We start from the raw sequence: 18,516 nt of genomic DNA on the forward strand, positions 1-18,516 counted from the left end.
GCAAAGGCGCAAGCAGGACCGGAGCGGGCGGCGGCGGGTCGTCGGTCACGACAGCGGCCGCATCGATTCCGGATCGACCGTCCGGCTCTTCGCGCTTTGCCCGTCGCGCAGATCCTTGTACCAGAAGAGGGCGACTTCCCCGTCGTTCGCGCCGTCGGCGTACAGGAAGCGGTCGTGGCCGCCCACGACGAAGCCCGCCCGCGCGTACGTGCAGCAGGCCGCGACGTTGTTCGCCTGCGTTTCGAGCCGCATGAAGCCGAACCCGCGGCTGCGCGCCCACGCTTCCGCGGCCGCGAGCAGGAACTGGCCGATTCCTTGCCGCCGGCAGCTGCGGTCGACCGCGAGTTCCGCGATCTCGGCCATCCCGTTCCAGCTTTCGGTGATCGCGACGAATCCCGCGAGGCGCCCGCCCGCGCTCGCGCGGAACAGCGCGGTGCCGCCGGACGCCTCGCGCGCCCAGCCGGCCGGATCGAAGCCGTAGTCCTTGCGCTGCACGGGCAGCGCGCGCAAATCGAGCAGATCCTGGTACGGCGCATTCAGCTCCCACGCGATCTCGAACGAAAAGTCGCATCCGTTCAGTTCGTCGGCGGGCAGATCGACCGCCTGTTCGATGCTGATGTGCTCGGCTCGGTCCATGTGTCGGTGTCCTGTCTTCAGCGGGATTGCCTGGTCTTCCCCCGGGGCGGCCGCCGCCGCCTTGCAGCGAGAGCCGGATCGCACCCGTTCCTGTTTTGAATTGATGCGCTCGCACGATGTCTCTTCCCGCGGCGGCGCTCAACGCCCGATTATGCGGGATATCGGCGCGGACTCATCCGCATCTCGTCTCGTGGCGGAGCGCCGATCCCGGCCATGCCGCGTATTCGTCGGCGCATTGCTTCATTTGGCAGGGCGATGCGATCACGCAACGGATGCTCATACGGAATCCACACGGCCCGATTGCCGGAGACCCTCATGGGGGCCGCCTCGCGGTTCGACTATGCTGAATTGTCCGCGGCGAACCTGCGATGACGGGAGAGGGCGATGAGCGAACAAGACAACGTGCAACTCGTGCAGCAGGCATACGCGGCGTTCGGCCGCGCGGATATCGAGGGCATTCTGCAGACGCTTTCCGACAGCGTCGACTGGTTCATCCCGGGGCCGGCCGACGTCGTTCCGTTCGTCGGCAGACGACATGGGCAGCAGGCGGTCGCGGCGTTCTTCGCGGCGCTTGCGTCGGCGCAGACCGCGGAACGCTTCGAGCCGCTCGAGTTCATCGCGAGCGGCAACCGGGTCGTCGTGCTCGGCACGCAACGCTGGCGTGTCCATTCGACCGGGCGCACGTACGAGGACGACTGGGTACACCTGCTCACGATCGAAAACGGGAAGATCGCGGCGTTCGTCGAGTATCACGATACGGAGGCCGAAGCGGCCGCGCATCGACGGTGACGGTGCCGAAGATGCGCCGCGCGTGGTGCCCGGCGGCTTCGGCATCCCGCGCGGCCGGCATGGCCCGCGGTGCCGCGCCGGCCCGCCGGGGATGGTGCCGCCGGCGGCCTGAACGGCCGCGCAGGTCAATCGATCGCGCGCATCGCGTGGCGCAGTTCCTGGTAGCTGCGCAGGCCCGTCACGCCGAGTTCGCGGCCGATTCCGCTGAGCCCGAAGCCGCCCCAGCACACATGCGGGTAGATGAGTTGCGGCGCGTTGATCCACACGAGCCCGGCGCGCACGCGTGCCTGAAACTGCTTCGCGACTTCCGCGTCGCGCGTCACGACGGTCGCGACGAGCCCGTAGCGCGTGTCGTTCGCGAGCGCGATCGCCTCGTCGTCGGTGCGGAACGACTTCACGCACGCGACCGGGCCGAACACCTCGTCGGTCCACAGCAGGTTGTCGGCGGCCGGCTCCGCGACCACGACGGGCGCCATGAAGAAGCCATTGCCGCCGGCCTCGGCGACGCGCCCGCTGAACGCGACGCGCGCGCCCGCCGCGATGCCTTGCGCGAGCATCGCCTCGACGCGCGTGCGCTGCGCGGCCGAGATCATCGGCCCCATCGCGACCTCCGCGGTGGCAGGCGGCGCGACGACGAGCGCGCGCACGGCCGTCTCGAAAGCGGCCATGAAGCTGCGATAGAGGCTGTCGTGCACGAGGATGCGCGCGGTGGCCGAGCACATCTGGCCCGCGTTCGTGAAGGCGCCGGCGACCGCGAGCGACACTGCGACGTCGAGATCGGCGTCGTCGCGCACGATCAGCGACGACTTGCCGCCGAGTTCGAGCGTCACGCGCTTCATGTCCTCGGCCGCGGCCTGCATGACCTTGCGGCCGGCGGCCGTGCTGCCGGTAAACGAGATCTTGTCGATCAGCGGATGCGCGGTGAGCGCGGCGCCGACCTCGGCGCCGCCGTTCACGACGTTGACGACGCCGTCCGGCACGCCGGCTTCGGCGATCAGGTCGAGCAGCGCGTGCTCGGCCGGCGACGTCAGTTCGGACGGCTTCAGCACGACCGTGCAGCCGGCCGCGAGCGCGGGCGCAAGCTTCCATGCGGTCGTGACCATCGGGAAGTTCCACGGCACGATCAGCGCGGCGACGCCGACCGCGTCGTGGAAGCGCTCGGCCGCGACGGTGTCGCTCGGCAACGCGACGGGCTCGGCCTCGAACAGCGCCGGGTTCCCGCACAGCGTCGCGTAATACGCGAACGTCGCGGCGACATCGCCGACGTCGGCTTCGGCCTCGAACGGCGGCTTGCCGCTCACCTGCATCTGCAGCGTCGCGAGCCGCTCGCGGTCGGTTTCGACGCGCTCGGCGATCGTCGCGAGCAGGCGGCCGCGCTCGGCGGGCGGCGTGTCGCGCCAGCCGGCGAACGCGTCGCGCGCGGCGCGGACCGCGGCGTCGACGTGCGCGGCCGTCGCGAATTCCTGCCAGCCGATCGTCGCGCCGGTCGACGCATCGAAGATCGGCGCGCCGGCTTCATCGGAATGCGTGCGCACGGGCTGGCCGGCGATGCGCGCGGCGGGCAGCACGATGGCCGCGGCGGAAGGGGAAAGCTCGGCGGTGGACATGAACGTGTTCCTGTCGATCGGATTAGCGGTAGGCGACGCCCGGCATCACGCAAAGCATCTCGAATGCGAGGTTCGCGCCGACGAGCGCGGTGGTGCCGGTCGGATCGTACGGCGGCGACACTTCGACGAGATCCGCGCCGACGATGTTCAGCCCCTTCATCCCGCGAATGATCTCGAGACCCTGCTGCACCGACAGGCCGCCGATTTCCGGCGTGCCGGTGCCGGGCGCGAACGACGGATCGAGACCGTCGATGTCGAAGCTGAGATACACCGGCGTGTCGCCGACGCGTTCGCGCACCTGCGCCATCAGCGGCGCGAGCGACCGGTTCCAGCATTCCTCCGCCTGCACGACGGTGAAGCCCTGCTGGCGGCACCAGTCGAAATCGTCCGCGTGATAGCCGGTGCCGCGCAGGCCGATCTGCGTGACCTTGTCGCATTGCAGCAGGCCGTCTTCCACCGCGCGGCGGAACGGCGTGCCGTGCGCGATCTTCTCGCCGAACATCGTGTCGTTCACGTCCGCGTGCGCGTCGACGTGCACCACGGCGACCTTGCCGTATTTCCTGTGCAGCGCGCGCAGGATCGGCCACGCGATCGTGTGGTCGCCGCCGAGCGTGATCGGCCGGCAGCCGTTCGCGACGATCTCGTGATACGCGTCCTCGATGCGGCGCACCGAATCCTTCAGGTCATACGGGTTGGTCGCGACGTCGCCGATGTCGGCGACCTGCAGCGAATCGAACGGCGCCGCGCGCGTGGCCATGTTGTACGGGCGCAGCAGCACGGATTCGGTGCGGATCTGGCGCGGGCCGAAGCGCGAACCCGAGCGGTTCGACGTGCCGAGGTCGAGCGGCACGCCGACGAAGCACACGTCGAGGCCGTCGGTCGTGTCGGCCTGCGGCAGGCGCATCATCGTGGCGATGCCGCCAAAGCGCGGCATCTCGTTGCCGCCCATCGGCTGGTTCAGTTCGCGGTGCATGGGGCCGTCTCCTCTTTATGGTGAAAAGCGATCGGCCGATGGTAGAGGAGAACGCGGGCGCGAAGATCTTGAAGTCGCAACGTTTACATCGACGGATCTCGATGCGAACGGCGCCGCCGCATCGACGCGGCGCGACCGGCGGCGGGCGGCCGTCGACGCGCGACCGGATCAGCCGGCGATCGCGGGCGGCGTGCCGGCGTCGTCGCCGTCGTCGCCTACGTGGTCACGCATTGCGGCCGCAGGAAACGCCGGCACGGCCGAGCCCCACGCAGCCAGCTCGCGCTTCGTGCGCACCCCGAGCTTCGCGAACGCACGCTTCACGTACGACTCGGCCGACGCGACGCGCACGCCGAGGATGTCGGCGGTTTCCGGCACGGTCTTGCCGGAGATCAGGTGCTTGCAGGTTTCGTATTCGCGCTTCGACAGCTTCACGCCGTCGGCCGCGATCCGCGCGTCGAACTGCGCGAGCGGATGCACGTCGGGCATCGGGTGCGCGATGCGCCGCGCGGCGGTGGTCGATGCGTGCAGCTCGAGCAGCGGGAACAGCACGTCGCTGATGCTGCGAAAGCGGTTCATTTCGGCGAGCGTGAACGGCGGGCGGTCGCGGCCGCGTTCCAGCGCGATCGAATGCTGCGCATAGCGGGTGCCGCGCGCGAGCACGCATTCATGGCCGATATGCACGTCGTCGAACAGCCGCTGGCGGAATTCGCCGGGCGGGATCGCCGCGATGTCGCGCACGACCAGCATCGTGCCCGTCTTGCCGCGCAGCCCCGCGAACAGCGGGTCGCTGTCGAGAAAGCGCTCGTAGTAGAGCGTCATCACGTCGGAGATGTCGGCGGTCGCGGTGCCGATGCCGCTGCTGCCGATCCATTCGCAGCGGTAGCCGGTGGGCATCGTGCCGTCGACGCGCGAGCGCTCGACGTGCGCGACGTCGAGCGGCACGACGTCGTTCAGCAGTTGCGTGAGACGCGGCACGAAGTGCGGCGTGCCGACCGTCTCGATCAGCTCGCCCAGCGCCTTGAACGACACGTTGAAGCGGTCGGTGTCGCGGTGGAAGGGGTTCACGTTGAGCAGCATGCGGTTCCCCGGTGAAAAGCGGCGGCGATTCTAGCGTCCGAAGTCAAAAACGTCATTAGGGGGAAATACGGTACGGAGTCCTGCGACCCTGCGCGCCGCGGAAAACGCGGTTTGTCCCCCCCGCAGGGGGGCATACCGGGGCAGTGTAAATGAGTAACTTTGTCTCTGCTTTTTTCAATCGAGAGACGAAAGATTCAAATGACCAAACTGATCAAGGACATCCTGCCGCTGGGCGCAGGCGTGGGCGAATTCACGAAGCTCGACTTCGGGATGGACGAAAGCGACTGGCGCGCGGCCGAAGGCAAGAGCGGCAGCTACCTCATCGGCTGGTGGGAAGGCAAAGTCGGCTCCGTGGAGTTCCCGGAAACCGCGGCGGACGAAGCGGTGTGGCTCGTCGAGGGCCGGATCGCGCTGACCGATGTCGAAGGCAACCGCAAGGAATTCACGCCGGGCCAGGGCTACCTGCTGCCGGCCGGTTTCGCGGGCCGCTGGGAAACGATCGAGGACGCGAAGAAGTTCTACGTGCTGCTCGAGAAGTCGTGATGCGAGCGGCCGCCGTGGCGTCGTCGTCAGGTTGACGCGAGGCCCGGCGGCGGCGTTTTCGATCGACTGCAGGCGACGTGCGTTGCGCGGGTGTCGAAGGCACGCGTCGCGGCTTGCGGTGCATCGCGCCGATCGTCGCCGTCGGCGCAACCGAGGCAACCGCGGCGATAGAAGTAATCGGCGCAATCGCTGAATTCGGCGAATTCGGCACGCCGTGCACGCATCGCATGCGCGGGCCGCGATCACGTGGAATGGCTGGGATCATGGAAATGGAAGTCAACGAAGCAACACAAGCCGCACCGGCTCACGCGCACGCCGCGCGTCACGTACCGGTCGCACTGAGCGCCGCCGAGGCGCTCGCGAATACGAAACTGTTCCCGTACTGGCTCGACAACCCGGCCGCGCCGGCCGCCGAGCCGGAACTCGTCGGCGACGTGACGGCCGACCTGCTGGTCGTCGGCGGCGGCTTCACCGGGCTGTGGACGGCCGTGCAGGCGAAGGAACAGATGCCGCACCTGAAGGTGGTGCTGATCGAGGCCGGCAAGGTCGCGCACGGCGCGTCGGGCCGCGCGGGCGGGATCATCTCGACGTCGGTGATGCACGGGCTGCCGAACGCGGTGCGCGTGTTCCCGAACGACATCGCGCAGCTCGAGGAATTCGGCCACCACAACCTCGACGGCTTCGAGGACACGCTGAAGCGCTACGCCATCGACGCCGACATCGAGTGGAACGGCGAGATGACAGTCGCGGTGGACCCCGGGCACCTCGCGCACCTGAAGGGCGACTACGACCTGCATCGCGAATACGGGCACGACGTCGTGCTGCTGAACCGCGAGGAAACGCTCGAGCAACTGAACTCGCCGCTGTTCGCGGGCGCGCTGTGGTCGCGCAACCGCAGCGGTATCGTGCATCCGGCGAAGCTCGCGTGGGGGCTCAAGCGCGCGGCGCTGCAGCTCGGCGTGAAGCTGTACGAGCACACGCCGCTCACGACCGTCACCGACGAAGGCAGCACCGTGTACGTGACGACGCCGAAGGGCAGCGTGCGCGCGCCGCGTGTCGTGTTCGGCAGCGGCACCGCAAAGGTTGGCATTCCTGATATCAACCGCCGCGTGATGCAGGTGCGCGATCACGTGCTCGCGACCGAGCCGCTCACCGACGAACAGCTCGCGCGGATCGGCTGGAAGAATCGCCAGGGCGTGTACGACACGCGCACGCAGCTCAACTATTTCCGGTTGACGAAGAACAACAGCATCATCTTCGGCGGACTGGTCAGCTATCACTTCGACGGCGACCCGGAACCGCACCAGGACGGCCGGCGCGAAACCTACTACCGGCTCGCGGAGGCGTTCTACCGGACCTTCCCGCAACTCGCGGACGTGCGCTTCTCGCACGCGTGGGGCGGCCCGATCGACTACTGCTCGCGCGGCTCGGTGTTCGCGAAGCGCTATCTCGGCGGCAAGGCCGTGTTCGTCGCCGGCTACACGGGCTTCGGCGTCGCGGCGAGCCGTTTCGGCGCGTTCATGGGGCTGAACATCCTGTTCGACCGCGACAGCCCGGAGCGCAAGCTCGACATCGCGAACCAGAGCCCGGGCTACATCCCGCCCGAGCCGATGCGCTGGGTCGCCGCGAAGATCACGTTCCACGCGTTCGACGGCGCGGATGCCGAAGGCGGCTGGAAGCGCGCGTGGATCAACGGGCTCAAGGCGATGGGCTTCCCGATGTAAGCGCCGGTCGTTCACGAACGACGGGTATGGCGCGTGCAGTTGCCGATGACGGCGCGCGTCCGGTCAGGTTCATCGGCGCGGGCGGCCGGTGTCGTGCCGGCCCGGCAACGCGCGAGAAGCGCAGCGGCTTGAAGCATGTTTTCGAATACCACCGATCTCGATCTCCGGCTCATCCGGGTCTTCCTGGCCGTCGTCGACGCACGCGGCATCACGGCCGCCGAGGCATCGCTCGGCGTGCGGCAGTCGACCATCAGCACGCAGCTCTCCGCGCTGGAAGCGCGTGTCGGCTTCAAGCTGTGCGACCGCGGTCGCGGCGGCTTTCGGCTGACATCGAAGGGCGAACGCTTCGCGGCCACGGCGCGCACGCTGGTCGCGGCGACGTCGGAGTTCGTCGCGCGCGTGCGCGACATCGACCGCAAGCTGGTAGGCACGTTGTCGATCGGGCTGATCGGGCAGGCGCCGCTTGTCGAGAACGCGCGCGTCGCCGACGCGATCGGCACGTTCCGCAAGCGCGACCAGGCCGTCACGTTCTCGATGAAGGTCGCATCGCCGCAGGAACTCGAGGAGGGCCTCGTCAACAACCAGCTCGATTTCGCGATCGGGTATTTCTGGCATCGCGTGCCGGGGCTCGACTACACGCCGTTGTTTAACGAGGAGCAGGTGATCTACTGCGGTCGCGGCCATCCGCTGTTCCATGTGTCGCGGCCGGTGTCGATGGACGACCTGCAGGCGCACGACTGGGTGTGGCGTACCTATCCGGTGCCGGAGGAACAGTGTCCGCTGCCGGAGCGGCGCGTGACCGCGAGCGCGGACAGCATCGAGGCCGCGACGATCCTGATCCTGTCGGGCGGCCATCTCGGCTACCTGCCCGCGCATTACGCGGAGCCGTTCGAGCAGCGCGGGCTCGTGAAGGCCGTCGGCCGTGCGACGTTCGGCTTCGATGTGCCGCTGCATCTCGCGATGAAGCGCAACGCGAGCGGCAAGCCGATCGTCGATGCGTTCCGCGAGGACTTGCTGCGCGCGTTCAACATCAAGGCGGCCGCGCTGGCTGCATAGCGCGTGCCGCCCGTGAGGTCCGGCCGCCCCGCGGGCGCGAGGAACAGCGGCAGGAATCACGAAACGCGTGTCGCGGGCGGCGGGCGAACGCGCGGGATGTGAACGAGTATCGGGCGGGCCGCGTTACGCGCTTGCGCTGTCGTCGCGATATCCGCTCTTGCCGTCGAAGATTTCCTTCAGCGCGGCGCGCAGCGCGACGGGATCGTGTTCGCCGGGCGCAAGATGAATCACGTAATGCGTGTTGCCGTCGAGCCGCGCGGCGGTGCGCTCGTCGAGTTCGACGTCGAGCGTGTCGCCCGTGAGCCGCACCGACAGATCGTTCACGTGCGCGGTGAGCTGGTCGAGCACCATCACCTCGATCGACGTTTCCTCCGGAAAGCGCAGCAGCGAGAAGCAATAGTTCTGCGCCGCGTCGTGGCAATAGATGTTCGCGAAGCTTTCGTCGTCGTCGACATCGGACGTGGCCGCGCCGACGGTAGCGTGTAGTTCCATGATGTTTCTCTCGGTAAGGGGTTATCGGGGCAGCGCGGCTTGCGCGTCGACCTCGCAATGCGCATCGCGCGCCTTCAGCCACAGCCCGAATGCGCGCATGACCTCGACGACGGGCCGCAGCCGGTCGCCGTCCGCGGTCAGATCGTACTCGACGCGCACCGGCACCTCCGGATAAACGGTGCGCCGCACGAAGCCGGCGTCCTCGAGCGCGCGCAGATCGAGCGTCAGCATCCGCTGCGAGATGCCGGGCATGTCGCGGCGCAGGTCGCTGAAGCGCTTCGGCCCGTCGAGCAGATACGACACGAGCAGCAGCCGCCAGCGGCCGCCGAGCATGCGCATCGCTTCTTCCACGGAACATCCTGTCGCACTCGTCTTCATGCCGCTGACCCTGTCGGTAACTTTTTTGTGACTACGGCACAAACGACTGCCTTCTTCTCAGCGCCGCGCCGATGCGAGATATTAGCGCCCGCGTCGCGGCGAATCGATAGTCGAACCATCCAATCAAGGAAACGCATGAAGCTTTATCACGCTCCCGGCAGCTGTTCGCAGGCCATCTGCATCGTGCTGCGCGAAAGCGGCATCGACGCGCAGGTCATCAAGGTCGACGCGCGCAAACACGTCATTGAAGGCGGACGCAACTACTACGATGTGACCGAACTCGGCTACGTGCCGCTGCTCGAACTCGACGACGGCACGATGCTGCGCGAAGGACCGGTGATCGCGCAGTATCTCGCGGACCGGCGCCCCGAAGCGCGGCTCGCGCCCGCGTACGGCACGCTCGCCCGCTACCGGCTGATGGAATGGCTGAACTTCCTCGGCACCGAGATCCACAAGGGCTTCATCCCGCTGCTTTACGCGGTGCAGGCGGGGCAATACGTCGACCCGGTGCGGCAGAAGCTCGACAGCCGCTTTGCGTGGATCGACCGGCAGCTCGACGGCAACCCGTACGTGACGGGCGACACGTTCACCGTCGCCGATGCGTACCTGTTCGCGCTGACGGGCTGGGGCAAGGCCGACTGGATGCGCTCGGTGTACAACGCGGACATCGACCTGAGCCGCCATGCGAACCTGCGCGCGTGGTACGAGCGGGTGCGGGCGCGGCCGGCCGTACAGCAGGTGCTCGCCGCCGATGGGCTGGCACGCTAGCGCGTTTTGGGGGCGGCGCCGGACACCGTAAGAAGCCGCTCACGTCGCCGCGCCATACCGCAAACCGCCGCGCTATAATCGCCGCCATGAAACTGCTTCGGACCTTCATCCTGCTGCTGCTTTGCGCGGTGCTGCCCATCAGCGGGCTGGCAGCCAGCGGCTTGACCGGTGAATGTCCGATGCAGCACACGATGTCGATGGAAGCGAAGACGGGCATGAGCATGTCCGCCGACATGAGCGGCTGCGATTCGATGAAAGCGTCGCCCACCGACACCACGAAGGCCAAAGCGAAGGGCATGGCCTGCAAGGTGACGGCCCAATGCCAGTTCGGCAGTCTCTATCACCCGGCCGCCCGCGCCGACGTGAGCCGTCCCGCTGCATTCGCCAGCACGATCGTCTTCCACTACGCGCAGTCCGTCCCGATCCGCGACCCGAACGGGTTGTGGCGCCCGCCCCGCATCAGCTGATCCCGATTTGACCGGTTCACCGCCGAGGCGGTGAGGTTCGTCCCGTGTTCGGGACGTGGAATCCATTCGGGTTCCGACTTGGGGTTACACCATGTCATTCGATTTCTGCACGCCGCGCATGCGGCGTGCGTGCCGGCGCGCGCCCGTGCTTTGGGCGGCGCTGCTGGCGGCGGGCGCCCATGCGCAGCAGTCGCCCGTCACGCTGGACGCCGCGCTGCAGGCCGCCACCGAACGTTCCGCGTCGATGCAGGCCGCGCAGGCTTCGGTGCGCGCGAGTTCGGAAGCGGCAGTCAGGGCCGGCCAGCTGCCGGACCCGATGCTCAAGGCCGGCATCGACAACCTGCCGGTCAACGGCGGGCAGCGCTTCACCGTCGGCCAGGACTTCATGACGATGCGCCGCATCGGCATCGAGCAGGAATGGGTGTCCGGCGACAAGCGGCGGCTGCGCGCGGCGCTGGCCGACGAGCGAGTCGGCCGCGAACGCGCGGACTATCTCGTGCAGCTGGCCACGGTGCGCCAGCGGACCGCGGCGGCCTGGCTCGACGCCATCTACGCGAAGCAGGCGCTCGCGCTTCGCCAGGCGCTGCTCGATCACATGCGGCATGAGCTCAACGCGACGCAGGCGTCGTATCGCGGCGCGAAGGCGAGCGCGGGCGAGGTCGTCCAGGCTCGCGCGATGCTGGCGCAAACGCAGGATCAGGTGCTCGACGCGCGGCAGGCCTATCGCACCGCACTCATCGTGCTCGGCCGCTGGACGGCTGCGCCCGTCACGGACGTGACGGGTACGCCGCCCGCGCCCGAATCCTTCGTGGCGTCGTTGCCGCCGGACGAACTGCGCGTGTCGCAACCGGCGCTCGTCGCCGCCGCGGACGACATCGCGGTCGCCGAGGCCGACGCCGCGGTGGCCGACAGCGAGCGCAGCCCGAACTGGACGTGGGAAATCGCGTACCAGCAGCGCGGCGGCGCGTATTCGAACATGGTGTCCGTCGGTGTCACGATCCCGTTGCCGCTCGATCGCAAGAACCGGCAGAACCGCGACGTCGCCGAAAAGGCCGCGCTCGCGACGAAGGCGCGCCTGATGTACGAGGACACGCTGCGTCAAGTGCAAGCCGATATCAGTACGCAGTCCGAAACGCTGGCAAGCGGCCGAGAACGCCTCGCGACCCTGCGCGAATCGCTGTTGCCCGCCGCCGGGCAGCGCGTGCAGCTCGCCACGGCCGCCTACCGGGCCGGCACCGGTTCGCTCGCCGACACGTTCGCCGCCCGGCGCGCGCAACTGGACGCGCAGTTGCAGGTGCTCGAGCTCGGACGCGACGTGTCGCGGACCTGGGCGCAGCTCGAATATCAGGTCGTGCCGTCGACGATGGCCGCCGCGCAGTGAAGGAGAACCTCATGACGAAGCAATCACTGGCGCGTGCGGTGCTGCTGGCATGCGCGGGCGCGGCGCTGCTCGGCGCCGGTTATGTCGCGGGCATGCGCCATGCATCGGGCGGCGCGGCAGCGGCTGCCGTCGCGGCGGCAGGCACGCCCGATTCGCAGGCAGGACGCAAGGTGCTGTACTGGCACGACCCGATGGTGCCGAACCAGCACTTCGACAAACCGGGGAAATCGCCGTTCATGGACATGCAACTGCAGCCCGTCTATGCGGACGAGGGCGGCGATGCACGGGGCGTCCGGATCGATCCGGGCCTGCAGCAGAACCTCGGCATCCGCTATGCGACCGTGCGCCGGCAGCAGACGGCGGACGGTTTCGATGCGGTGGGCACCACGCAATTCGACGAATCGCGCGCGGACGTCGTGCAGTCGCGCGTCACCGGCTACATCGACCGGCTTTACGCACGGGCGCCGATGCAGCGCATCGAAAAGGGCGCGCCGATCGCGTCGCTGTTCGTGCCGGAATGGCTCGCGCCGCAGGAGGAATATCTCGCGCTCAAGCGGGGCGGGATGGACGGCAGCCTGCTCGATGCGTCGCGCGCGCGGATGCGTGCGCTGTCGATGCCCGACGCGATGATCGCCGCGCTCGATCGCACCGGCCGCGCGCAGACGCACGTCGTGCTGAGCGCGCCGGAAACCGGCGTCGTCAGCGAACTGAACGTGCGGGACGGCGCGATGGTCGCGCCGGGACAGACGCTCGCGAAGATCGCCGGGCTGTCGACGCTCTGGCTCATCGTCGAGGTGCCGGAAGCGCTCGCGCTGAACGTGCAGCCGGGGATGGCGGTCGACGCGACGTTCGCGGGCGATCCGGCGCGGCACTTCACCGGCCGCATCCGCGAAGTGCTGCCCGGCATCAGCACGGGCAGCCGCACGCTGCAGGCGCGCGTGGAGATCGACAATGCGGCGCTCAGGCTCACGCCCGGCATGCTGATGCGCGTGCATGTCGCGGCGCGGAAGGCGGTGTCGCGCCTGCTGGTGCCGTCCGAAGCGGTGATCGCGACCGGCAAGCGCACGATCGTCATCGTGAAGACGGGCGACGGCCGGCTCCGGCCTGTGCCGGTGACGGTGGGCAACGACGTCGGCGGCGACACGGAAGTGCTCGACGGGTTGAGCGAAGGCGATACGGTCGTCGCATCGGGGCAGTTCCTGATCGATTCGGAAGCGAGCCTGAAAAGCGTGCTGCCGCGGCTGGAAGGCGCGGCGGGCGCGAGCGCGGCGCAAGCGCCGGCCGCCGCGGCCGCGCCGGTGTACGAAACCACCGGCAAGGTCGAGCAAGTCACCGACGACGACATCACGTTCTCGCACCAGCCGGTGCCGGCACTCGGCTGGGGCGCGATGACGATGGCGTTCGGCAAGCCGTCGGCACACGCGTTCCCGGACGTGAAGGCTGGCCAGACGGTGCGGTTCGCGTTCGTGCAGCGCGACGACGGCTACCGGCTGACGAAGGTCGAGCCGCAGGGAGGCACGCGATGATCGCGCACGTGATTCGCTGGTCCGTCCGCAACCGCTTCCTGGTGCTGCTCGCCACCGTGCTGATCGCGGCGTGGGGCGTGCATGCGCTGCGGCAGACGCCGCTCGATGCGCTGCCCGACCTGTCGGACACGCAGGTGATCGTCAAGGCGTCGTATCCGGGCAAGGCGCCGCAGGTCGTCGAGGACCAAGTCACCTATCCGCTGACGACGACGCTGCTCGGCGTGCCGGGCGCGAAGACCGTGCGCGCGTACTCGTCGTTCGGCGACGCGTTCGTCTATGTTCTGTTCGACGACCACACCGACCCGTACTGGGCGCGTTCGCGCGTGCTCGAATACCTGAGCCAGGTGCAGAGCCGCCTGCCCGCGGGCGCGACCGTGTCGCTCGGGCCGGATGCGACCGGGGTCGGCTGGGTGTACGAGTACGCGCTCGTCGATCGCACCGGGCGTCACGACCTCGGGCAACTGCGTACGCTCAACGACTGGTTCCTGAAGTTCGAGCTGAAGGCCGTGCCGGACGTCTCGGAAGTGGCGAGCGTCGGCGGGATGGTGCGCCAGTACCAGGTCGTGCTCGATCCGGACAAGCTGCGCGCGTACGGCATCACGCAGGCGGCGGTCGCGGACGCGCTCGGCAAGGCCAACCAGGCATCGGGCGGCTCGGTGGTCGAGCTGGCCGAGTCGGAGTACATGGTGCGTTCGTCCGGCTACCTGCGCACGCTCGACGACTTCCGGCACGTGGTGCTGCGCACCGACGACGCGGGTACGCCGGTGCTGCTCGGCGACGTCGCGCGCATCCAGGTCGGCCCGGCGATGCGGCGCGGGATCGCGGAGCTGGACGGGCAGGGCGAGGTGGCGGGCGGCGTCGTCGTGATGCGCTCGGGCAAGAACGCGCTGACGACGATCGACGCGGTGAAGGCGAAGCTCGCCGACCTGAAGCGATCGCTGCCGCCCGGCGTCGACATCGTCACGACCTACGACCGCTCGCAATTGATCGAGCGCGCGGTGGACAACCTCCGCGACAAGCTGATCGAGGAGTTCGTGATCGTCGGGATCGTCTGCGCGGTGTTCCTGTTCCACCTGCGCAGCGCGTTCGTCGCGATCCTGTCGCTGCCGCTCGGCGTGCTGGCCGCGTTCATCGTGATGCGCTACCAGGGCGTGAACGCGAACCTGATGTCGCTGGGCGGCATCGCGATCGCGATCGGCGCGATGATCGATGCGGCGATCGTGATGATCGAGAACGCGCTCAAGCATCTGGAGGCATACGGCCACGCGCATCCCGGCGAGCCGATCACGACGGCGCGGCGCTGGGAACTCGTCGCGACGTCGGCCGCGGAGGTCGGGCCGGCGCTGTTTTTCTCGCTGCTGATCATCACGCTGTCGTTCGTGCCGGTGTTTTCGCTCGAAGGACAGGAAGGCAAGCTGTTCGCGCCGCTCGCGTTCACGAAGACCTATACGATCGCCGCCGCGGCCGCGCTGTCGGTGACGCTGGTGCCCGTGCTGATGGGGTATCTCGTGCGCGGCCGCATTCCGCCCGAGCACGCGAACCCGATCAACCGAGTGCTGACCCGCGTGTACCGGCCGCTGCTCGAAGCGACGCTGCAGCGCCCGTGGCGCGCGATCGGCGTCGCGATCGCCGCGCTGTTGCTGACGGCCGTGCCGTTGTCGCGTCTCGGCGGCGAGTTCATGCCGCCGCTCGACGAAGGCGATCTGCTGTACATGCCGACCGCGCTGCCGGGCATCTCGGCCGACAAGGCGAGCGAACTGCTGCAGCAGACCGACCGGCTGATCAAGACCGTGCCCGAGGTCGACACGGTGTTCGGCAAGTCGGGGCGCGCGGATACGGCGACCGATCCCGCGCCGCTCGAGATGTTCGAAACGACGATCCGCTTCAAGCCGCGCAGCGCATGGCGGCCGGGGATGACGCCGGAGAAGCTCGTCGACGAACTCGATCGCACGGTGAAGGTGCCGGGCCTGTCGAACGTGTGGGTGCCGCCGATCCGCAACCGGCTCGACATGCTGTCCACCGGCATCAAGACGCCGGTCGGCGTGAAGATTTCCGGGCCGGACCTGGCGGGGATCGACGCGATCGCGACGCAGGTCGAGGCGGCGGTGAAACGTGTACCGGGCGTCACGTCCGCGCTCGCGGAACGGTTGAACGGCGGCCGCTACCTCGACGTCGACGTCGACCGGCTCGCGGCCGCGCGCTACGGGCTGTCGGTGGCCGACATCCAGTCGGTGGTGTCGTCGGCGATCGGCGGCGAGGATGTCGGCGAAGTGATCGCGGGGCGCGAGCGGTTCCCGATCAACCTGCGCTATCCGCGCGAGCTCCGCGATTCGCTCGAGAACCTGCGGCAACTGCCGGTCGTCACCGCGCGCGGCGCGCAGATCCGCCTCGGCGACGTCGCGCGCATCGCGATCGCCGACGGGCCGCCGATGATCCGCAGCGAGAACGCGCGGCTGTCCGGCTATGTGTACGTCGATATCCGCGGCACCGATCTGAGTACGGCAGTCCGTGCGATGCGGCAGGTCGTTGCGCAACAGGTCGCATTGCCGCCCGGCTATTCGATCGCGTGGTCGGGACAGTTCGAGTATCTCGAACGCGCGGCGGCGACGCTGCGCACCGTGGTGCCGGTGACGCTCGTCGTGATCTTCGTGCTGCTGTTCGTCACGTTCGGCTCCGCGGCCGATGCGCTGCTGCTGATGTCCACGGTGCCGTTCGCGCTGATCGGTGGCTTCTGGCTCGTCTGGGCGTTGGGCCACGCGGTGTCGGTCGCGACGTCGGTGGGCTTCGTCGCGCTTGCGGGCGTGGCCGCCGAGTTCGGCGTCGTGATGCTGCTGTACCTGAAGGGCGCGCTGCAGCGCCGCGTCGACGCCGGCGCGCCGCTGACCGATGCCGTGCTGCTCGACGCGATTCGCGAAGGCGCGGTGCTGCGCGTGCGGCCGAAAGCGATGACGGTCGCCGTCGTGCTGGCCGGCCTCGTGCCGATCATGGTCGGACACGGCGCCGGCTCCGAAGTGATGCAGCGCATCGCCGCGCCGATGGTCGGCGGCATGATCACCGCGCCGCTGCTGTCGATGTTCGTCATTCCCGCCGCGTGGCTTCTGCTGCAGCGCCGTCGTGCGCGAGGTGCAAGCCGTCAGCGGCATTCCGATGCAGTTCCTCACGGCATGAACGTGCCGTCCACCTCAACTGGAGAATCCCGATGAAGATGAATCAACTGATCGCCACCGTCACTGCCGTTTTCGCGACCGGCGTGTTCGCCGTTCCCGCGCTCGCCGCGGGCGACATGCCGGGCATGGACATGTCCGGCATGAAGATGTCGTCGGGCGGTGCGGCCGAGTCGCACGCCGCGCTGACCGATGCCGAAGTGAAGAAGGTCGATGCTGCGAGCGGCAAGATCACGCTGAAGCACGGCGCGCTCGAGAACGTCGGGATGCCGCCGATGACGATGGCGTTCAAGGCGAAGGACGCAGCTATGCTCGCCGAGGTCCATGCGGGTGACAAGGTGAAGGTCCGCGTCGAGAACGTCAACGGCACGCTGACGATCGTCAGGCTCGTGAAGGCGTCGTAAGCGCGGGGATGCGGGCGGCATGGCCGCCCGCATCGAGCGTCGTCAAGCGCAGTGCGGTTACGAGGGCAGCGTTCGGGGGCGTACGCCTGTCGGGCGACGCGCCCGATCCGCGTCTTCAGCGCATTCAGCACCTTCAGCACCTTCAGCGCCTTCAACGCATTCAGCGTCTTCAGCGTCTTCAGCGCGTCAACGTCACGAACAGATAACCGACATACCCGGCCCCGTTCGCCAGCAGCGCCCAGATCGCGAGCCCGCGCGCACGCGCATTGACACGCAGCCAGACCGCCGCCGCGAGCGTGATGACCACGCCGGTCAGCACTTCGGGGCGCGGCTCCCACGGCGTCAGCATGATGCCGATCGCCGGCAGCAGCGTGCCCTGGAACACCATCGCGCCGGTGATGTTGCCGAACGCGAGCGTGTCCTTCTTGCGGCGGATCCACAGCACGCTGTTGACCTTTTCCGGCAACTCGGTTGCGATCGGCACGATGATCAGCGACAGCAGCAGCGCGGAAATACCGAGCAGGTGCGACACGCCTTCGACGCCGTGGATGAAGCCCTTCGCCCCGCCGACGAGCAGCGCGACGCCGAGCGCGAGCTGCAGCGCGATGGTCGCAAGGTTGGTCGGCAGCCCGACGCGCGACAGGAACATCGCGTGCGGCGCCTCGGTGCCGTGCCCGGCATCGACGAGCCGGGTCGACGCGCGGAACGTCATCACGACGTACATCACGTAGATGCCGACCAGCATCGCGGCGAGCAGCGCGCGGACCGCCCACACGTGATGCGGGACGAACATCGCGACGGTGGCGAGCGCGAAGGCGGCGATGAAGTAGTTCAGGTCGCGCACGAAGCCGGTCCGCTCGGGCGCGATCGTGCCGGTCAGTCCGCGCGAGCGGATCACGGCGAGCGTCATCAGGAAGGTCGTCAGCGTCGCGAGCATCAGCGGCGCGCCCAGAATCGCGCCGACGCCGATCTCCTCGTTGACCGCCGCGTTCGACGTGCCGCCCGCGAGCGCGAGCAGCGGCACCATCGTTTCGGGCAGCGCGGTGCCGACGGCGGCGAACAGCGAACCGGTCACGCCCTCGGAAATCTTCAGCCGTTCGCCGAGATGTTCGAGCGCATTCGTGAAGAGTTCGGCCGCGACCAGGATGACGATCAGCATGAACGCCAGTTCGACGAGCATCAAGGTCATGCGGCACCTCCGCAGGCAGGCAGGCGGGCAGTGGCGAAACGCGAGAGGGAAGCCAGGAGGAACATGGGGACTCCGTGGTCGGACGTGGACGAACCATGACGCATCTGCCGACGTCCGACCAGGAACGACGCGATGCGTCGATGGTCTCGCCAGACCGATACGGCCGAATACGCCACGGCCGCAGGCCGAGTGTGTTGACGCATTCGCTTTCCGGGGATGGAAAGCAGGCTACTCCCCAAAGACGAAGGGCAGTCTAGCCGAGCCGGCCGCTTTCGGCAAGCGTGTGCGGTCATGCCGCTTCATTCGGGATGGTAAGCCGCCTTCTGCCGGACGCACATGCCA

17 protein-coding genes and 1 riboswitch are annotated in these 18,516 nt (G+C 68.4%); of the genes, 10 read left to right on the forward strand and 7 right to left on the reverse strand.

Features of this window, described 5'->3' with window-relative positions; translation table 11 throughout:
* Positions 1-45: 45 nt before the first annotated feature.
* Positions 46-636 (reverse strand): GNAT family N-acetyltransferase, encoded by a 591-nt coding sequence (locus U4012_RS03655; RefSeq protein ID WP_044848062.1) that lies wholly within the window; start codon positions 634-636, stop codon positions 46-48.
* A 384-nt stretch (positions 637-1,020) separates the two neighbouring features.
* On the opposite strand from U4012_RS03655, the gene U4012_RS03660 reads away from it, so the two are divergent.
* On the forward strand, positions 1,021-1,425 hold the full coding sequence (locus U4012_RS03660) for a nuclear transport factor 2 family protein (RefSeq protein WP_321796260.1): 405 nt from the start codon (positions 1,021-1,023) through the stop codon (positions 1,423-1,425).
* 125 nt (positions 1,426-1,550) lie between these two features.
* Here U4012_RS03660 and U4012_RS03665 read toward each other — a convergent pair whose 3' ends face one another.
* From U4012_RS03665 to U4012_RS03675, 3 genes are all read right to left on the reverse strand, one after another.
* Complete coding sequence (locus tag U4012_RS03665; protein WP_321796262.1) at positions 1,551-3,032, reverse strand: aldehyde dehydrogenase family protein; 1,482 nt, start codon at positions 3,030-3,032, stop codon at positions 1,551-1,553.
* Positions 3,033-3,054: 22 nt separating this feature from the next.
* The gene (gene speB, locus U4012_RS03670; RefSeq protein WP_321796264.1) at positions 3,055-4,005 is read right to left on the reverse strand and encodes an agmatinase; all 951 of its coding nucleotides are present in this window, start codon (positions 4,003-4,005) and stop codon (positions 3,055-3,057) included.
* Between the two features lie 168 nt (positions 4,006-4,173).
* On the reverse strand, positions 4,174-5,082 hold the full coding sequence (locus tag U4012_RS03675; protein WP_321796266.1) for a helix-turn-helix transcriptional regulator: 909 nt from the start codon (positions 5,080-5,082) through the stop codon (positions 4,174-4,176).
* Between the two features lie 198 nt (positions 5,083-5,280).
* On the opposite strand from U4012_RS03675, the gene U4012_RS03680 reads away from it, so the two are divergent.
* From U4012_RS03680 to U4012_RS03690, 3 genes are all read left to right on the forward strand, one after another.
* Complete coding sequence (locus tag U4012_RS03680) at positions 5,281-5,625, forward strand: cupin domain-containing protein (RefSeq protein ID WP_124487026.1); 345 nt, start codon at positions 5,281-5,283, stop codon at positions 5,623-5,625.
* A gap of 263 nt (positions 5,626-5,888) precedes the next feature.
* Complete coding sequence (locus U4012_RS03685; protein WP_321796269.1) at positions 5,889-7,349, forward strand: FAD-dependent oxidoreductase; 1,461 nt, start codon at positions 5,889-5,891, stop codon at positions 7,347-7,349.
* 135 nt (positions 7,350-7,484) lie between these two features.
* Positions 7,485-8,405 (forward strand): LysR family transcriptional regulator, encoded by a 921-nt coding sequence (locus U4012_RS03690; protein ID WP_321796271.1) that lies wholly within the window; start codon positions 7,485-7,487, stop codon positions 8,403-8,405.
* A gap of 123 nt (positions 8,406-8,528) precedes the next feature.
* Here the strand turns inward: U4012_RS03690 and U4012_RS03695 are convergent, their stop codons facing one another.
* Complete coding sequence (locus U4012_RS03695) at positions 8,529-8,897, reverse strand: hypothetical protein (protein ID WP_044848306.1); 369 nt, start codon at positions 8,895-8,897, stop codon at positions 8,529-8,531.
* 21 nt (positions 8,898-8,918) lie between these two features.
* The gene (locus tag U4012_RS03700; protein WP_124487024.1) at positions 8,919-9,275 is read right to left on the reverse strand and encodes a winged helix-turn-helix transcriptional regulator; all 357 of its coding nucleotides are present in this window, start codon (positions 9,273-9,275) and stop codon (positions 8,919-8,921) included.
* A 135-nt stretch (positions 9,276-9,410) separates the two neighbouring features.
* Here U4012_RS03700 and gstA point away from each other — a divergent pair, with 135 nt between their 5' ends.
* The 6 genes from gstA (at position 9,411) to U4012_RS03730 (ending at position 16,985) form a co-directional block, all read left to right on the forward strand.
* Complete coding sequence (gene gstA, locus U4012_RS03705; RefSeq protein WP_321796276.1) at positions 9,411-10,043, forward strand: glutathione transferase GstA; 633 nt, start codon at positions 9,411-9,413, stop codon at positions 10,041-10,043.
* An 86-nt stretch (positions 10,044-10,129) separates the two neighbouring features.
* Positions 10,130-10,510, forward strand: coding sequence for a hypothetical protein (locus U4012_RS03710; RefSeq protein WP_044848309.1), 381 nt, complete (start codon positions 10,130-10,132; stop codon positions 10,508-10,510).
* A 91-nt stretch (positions 10,511-10,601) separates the two neighbouring features.
* On the forward strand, positions 10,602-11,891 hold the full coding sequence (locus U4012_RS03715) for a TolC family protein (protein ID WP_321796279.1): 1,290 nt from the start codon (positions 10,602-10,604) through the stop codon (positions 11,889-11,891).
* A gap of 11 nt (positions 11,892-11,902) precedes the next feature.
* Positions 11,903-13,417 (forward strand): efflux RND transporter periplasmic adaptor subunit, encoded by a 1,515-nt coding sequence (locus U4012_RS03720; protein WP_321796280.1) that lies wholly within the window; start codon positions 11,903-11,905, stop codon positions 13,415-13,417.
* On the forward strand, positions 13,414-16,620 hold the full coding sequence (locus U4012_RS03725; protein ID WP_321796281.1) for an efflux RND transporter permease subunit: 3,207 nt from the start codon (positions 13,414-13,416) through the stop codon (positions 16,618-16,620). The genes U4012_RS03720 and U4012_RS03725 overlap by 4 nt, the downstream gene beginning before the upstream one ends.
* A complete protein-coding gene (locus tag U4012_RS03730) occupies positions 16,617-16,985 on the forward strand; it encodes a copper-binding protein (RefSeq protein WP_321796283.1) in 369 nt (122 codons plus the stop codon). Before U4012_RS03725 ends, U4012_RS03730 begins: the two co-directional genes overlap by 4 nt.
* 178 nt (positions 16,986-17,163) lie before the next feature.
* Here U4012_RS03730 and U4012_RS03735 read toward each other — a convergent pair whose 3' ends face one another.
* Entirely contained in the window at positions 17,164-18,174 is a 1,011-nt protein-coding gene (locus U4012_RS03735) for a sodium:calcium antiporter (RefSeq protein ID WP_321796285.1), read from the reverse strand.
* A gap of 73 nt (positions 18,175-18,247) precedes the next feature.
* Positions 18,248-18,423: riboswitch (yybP-ykoY riboswitch) on the reverse strand.
* Positions 18,424-18,516: the final 93 nt, after the last annotated feature.

Source organism: Burkholderia sp. BCC1988 (genome assembly GCF_905339895.1).
GTDB lineage: Bacteria > Pseudomonadota > Gammaproteobacteria > Burkholderiales > Burkholderiaceae > Burkholderia.

Excerpts from the sequence above, each read along its gene's own strand:
- U4012_RS03665 (WP_321796262.1), bottom strand. The coding sequence starts at position 3,032 with ATGTCCACCGCCGAGCTTTCCCCTTCCGCCGCGGCCATCGTGCTGCCC.
- speB (WP_321796264.1), bottom strand. The coding sequence starts at position 4,005 with ATGCACCGCGAACTGAACCAGCCGATGGGCGGCAACGAGATGCCGCGC.
- U4012_RS03685 (WP_321796269.1), top strand. The coding sequence starts at position 5,889 with ATGGAAATGGAAGTCAACGAAGCAACACAAGCCGCACCGGCTCACGCG.
- U4012_RS03675 (WP_321796266.1), bottom strand. The coding sequence starts at position 5,082 with ATGCTGCTCAACGTGAACCCCTTCCACCGCGACACCGACCGCTTCAAC.
- U4012_RS03695 (WP_044848306.1), bottom strand. The coding sequence starts at position 8,897 with ATGGAACTACACGCTACCGTCGGCGCGGCCACGTCCGATGTCGACGAC.
- U4012_RS03735 (WP_321796285.1), bottom strand. The coding sequence starts at position 18,174 with ATGACCTTGATGCTCGTCGAACTGGCGTTCATGCTGATCGTCATCCTG.
- U4012_RS03680 (WP_124487026.1), top strand. The coding sequence starts at position 5,281 with ATGACCAAACTGATCAAGGACATCCTGCCGCTGGGCGCAGGCGTGGGC.
- U4012_RS03710 (WP_044848309.1), top strand. The coding sequence starts at position 10,130 with ATGAAACTGCTTCGGACCTTCATCCTGCTGCTGCTTTGCGCGGTGCTG.
- gstA (WP_321796276.1), top strand. The coding sequence starts at position 9,411 with ATGAAGCTTTATCACGCTCCCGGCAGCTGTTCGCAGGCCATCTGCATC.
- U4012_RS03730 (WP_321796283.1), top strand. The coding sequence starts at position 16,617 with ATGAAGATGAATCAACTGATCGCCACCGTCACTGCCGTTTTCGCGACC.
- U4012_RS03700 (WP_124487024.1), bottom strand. The coding sequence starts at position 9,275 with ATGAAGACGAGTGCGACAGGATGTTCCGTGGAAGAAGCGATGCGCATG.
- U4012_RS03720 (WP_321796280.1), top strand. The coding sequence starts at position 11,903 with ATGACGAAGCAATCACTGGCGCGTGCGGTGCTGCTGGCATGCGCGGGC.
- U4012_RS03690 (WP_321796271.1), top strand. The coding sequence starts at position 7,485 with ATGTTTTCGAATACCACCGATCTCGATCTCCGGCTCATCCGGGTCTTC.
- U4012_RS03660 (WP_321796260.1), top strand. The coding sequence starts at position 1,021 with ATGAGCGAACAAGACAACGTGCAACTCGTGCAGCAGGCATACGCGGCG.
- U4012_RS03725 (WP_321796281.1), top strand. The coding sequence starts at position 13,414 with ATGATCGCGCACGTGATTCGCTGGTCCGTCCGCAACCGCTTCCTGGTG.
- U4012_RS03715 (WP_321796279.1), top strand. The coding sequence starts at position 10,602 with ATGTCATTCGATTTCTGCACGCCGCGCATGCGGCGTGCGTGCCGGCGC.
- U4012_RS03655 (WP_044848062.1), bottom strand. The coding sequence starts at position 636 with ATGGACCGAGCCGAGCACATCAGCATCGAACAGGCGGTCGATCTGCCC.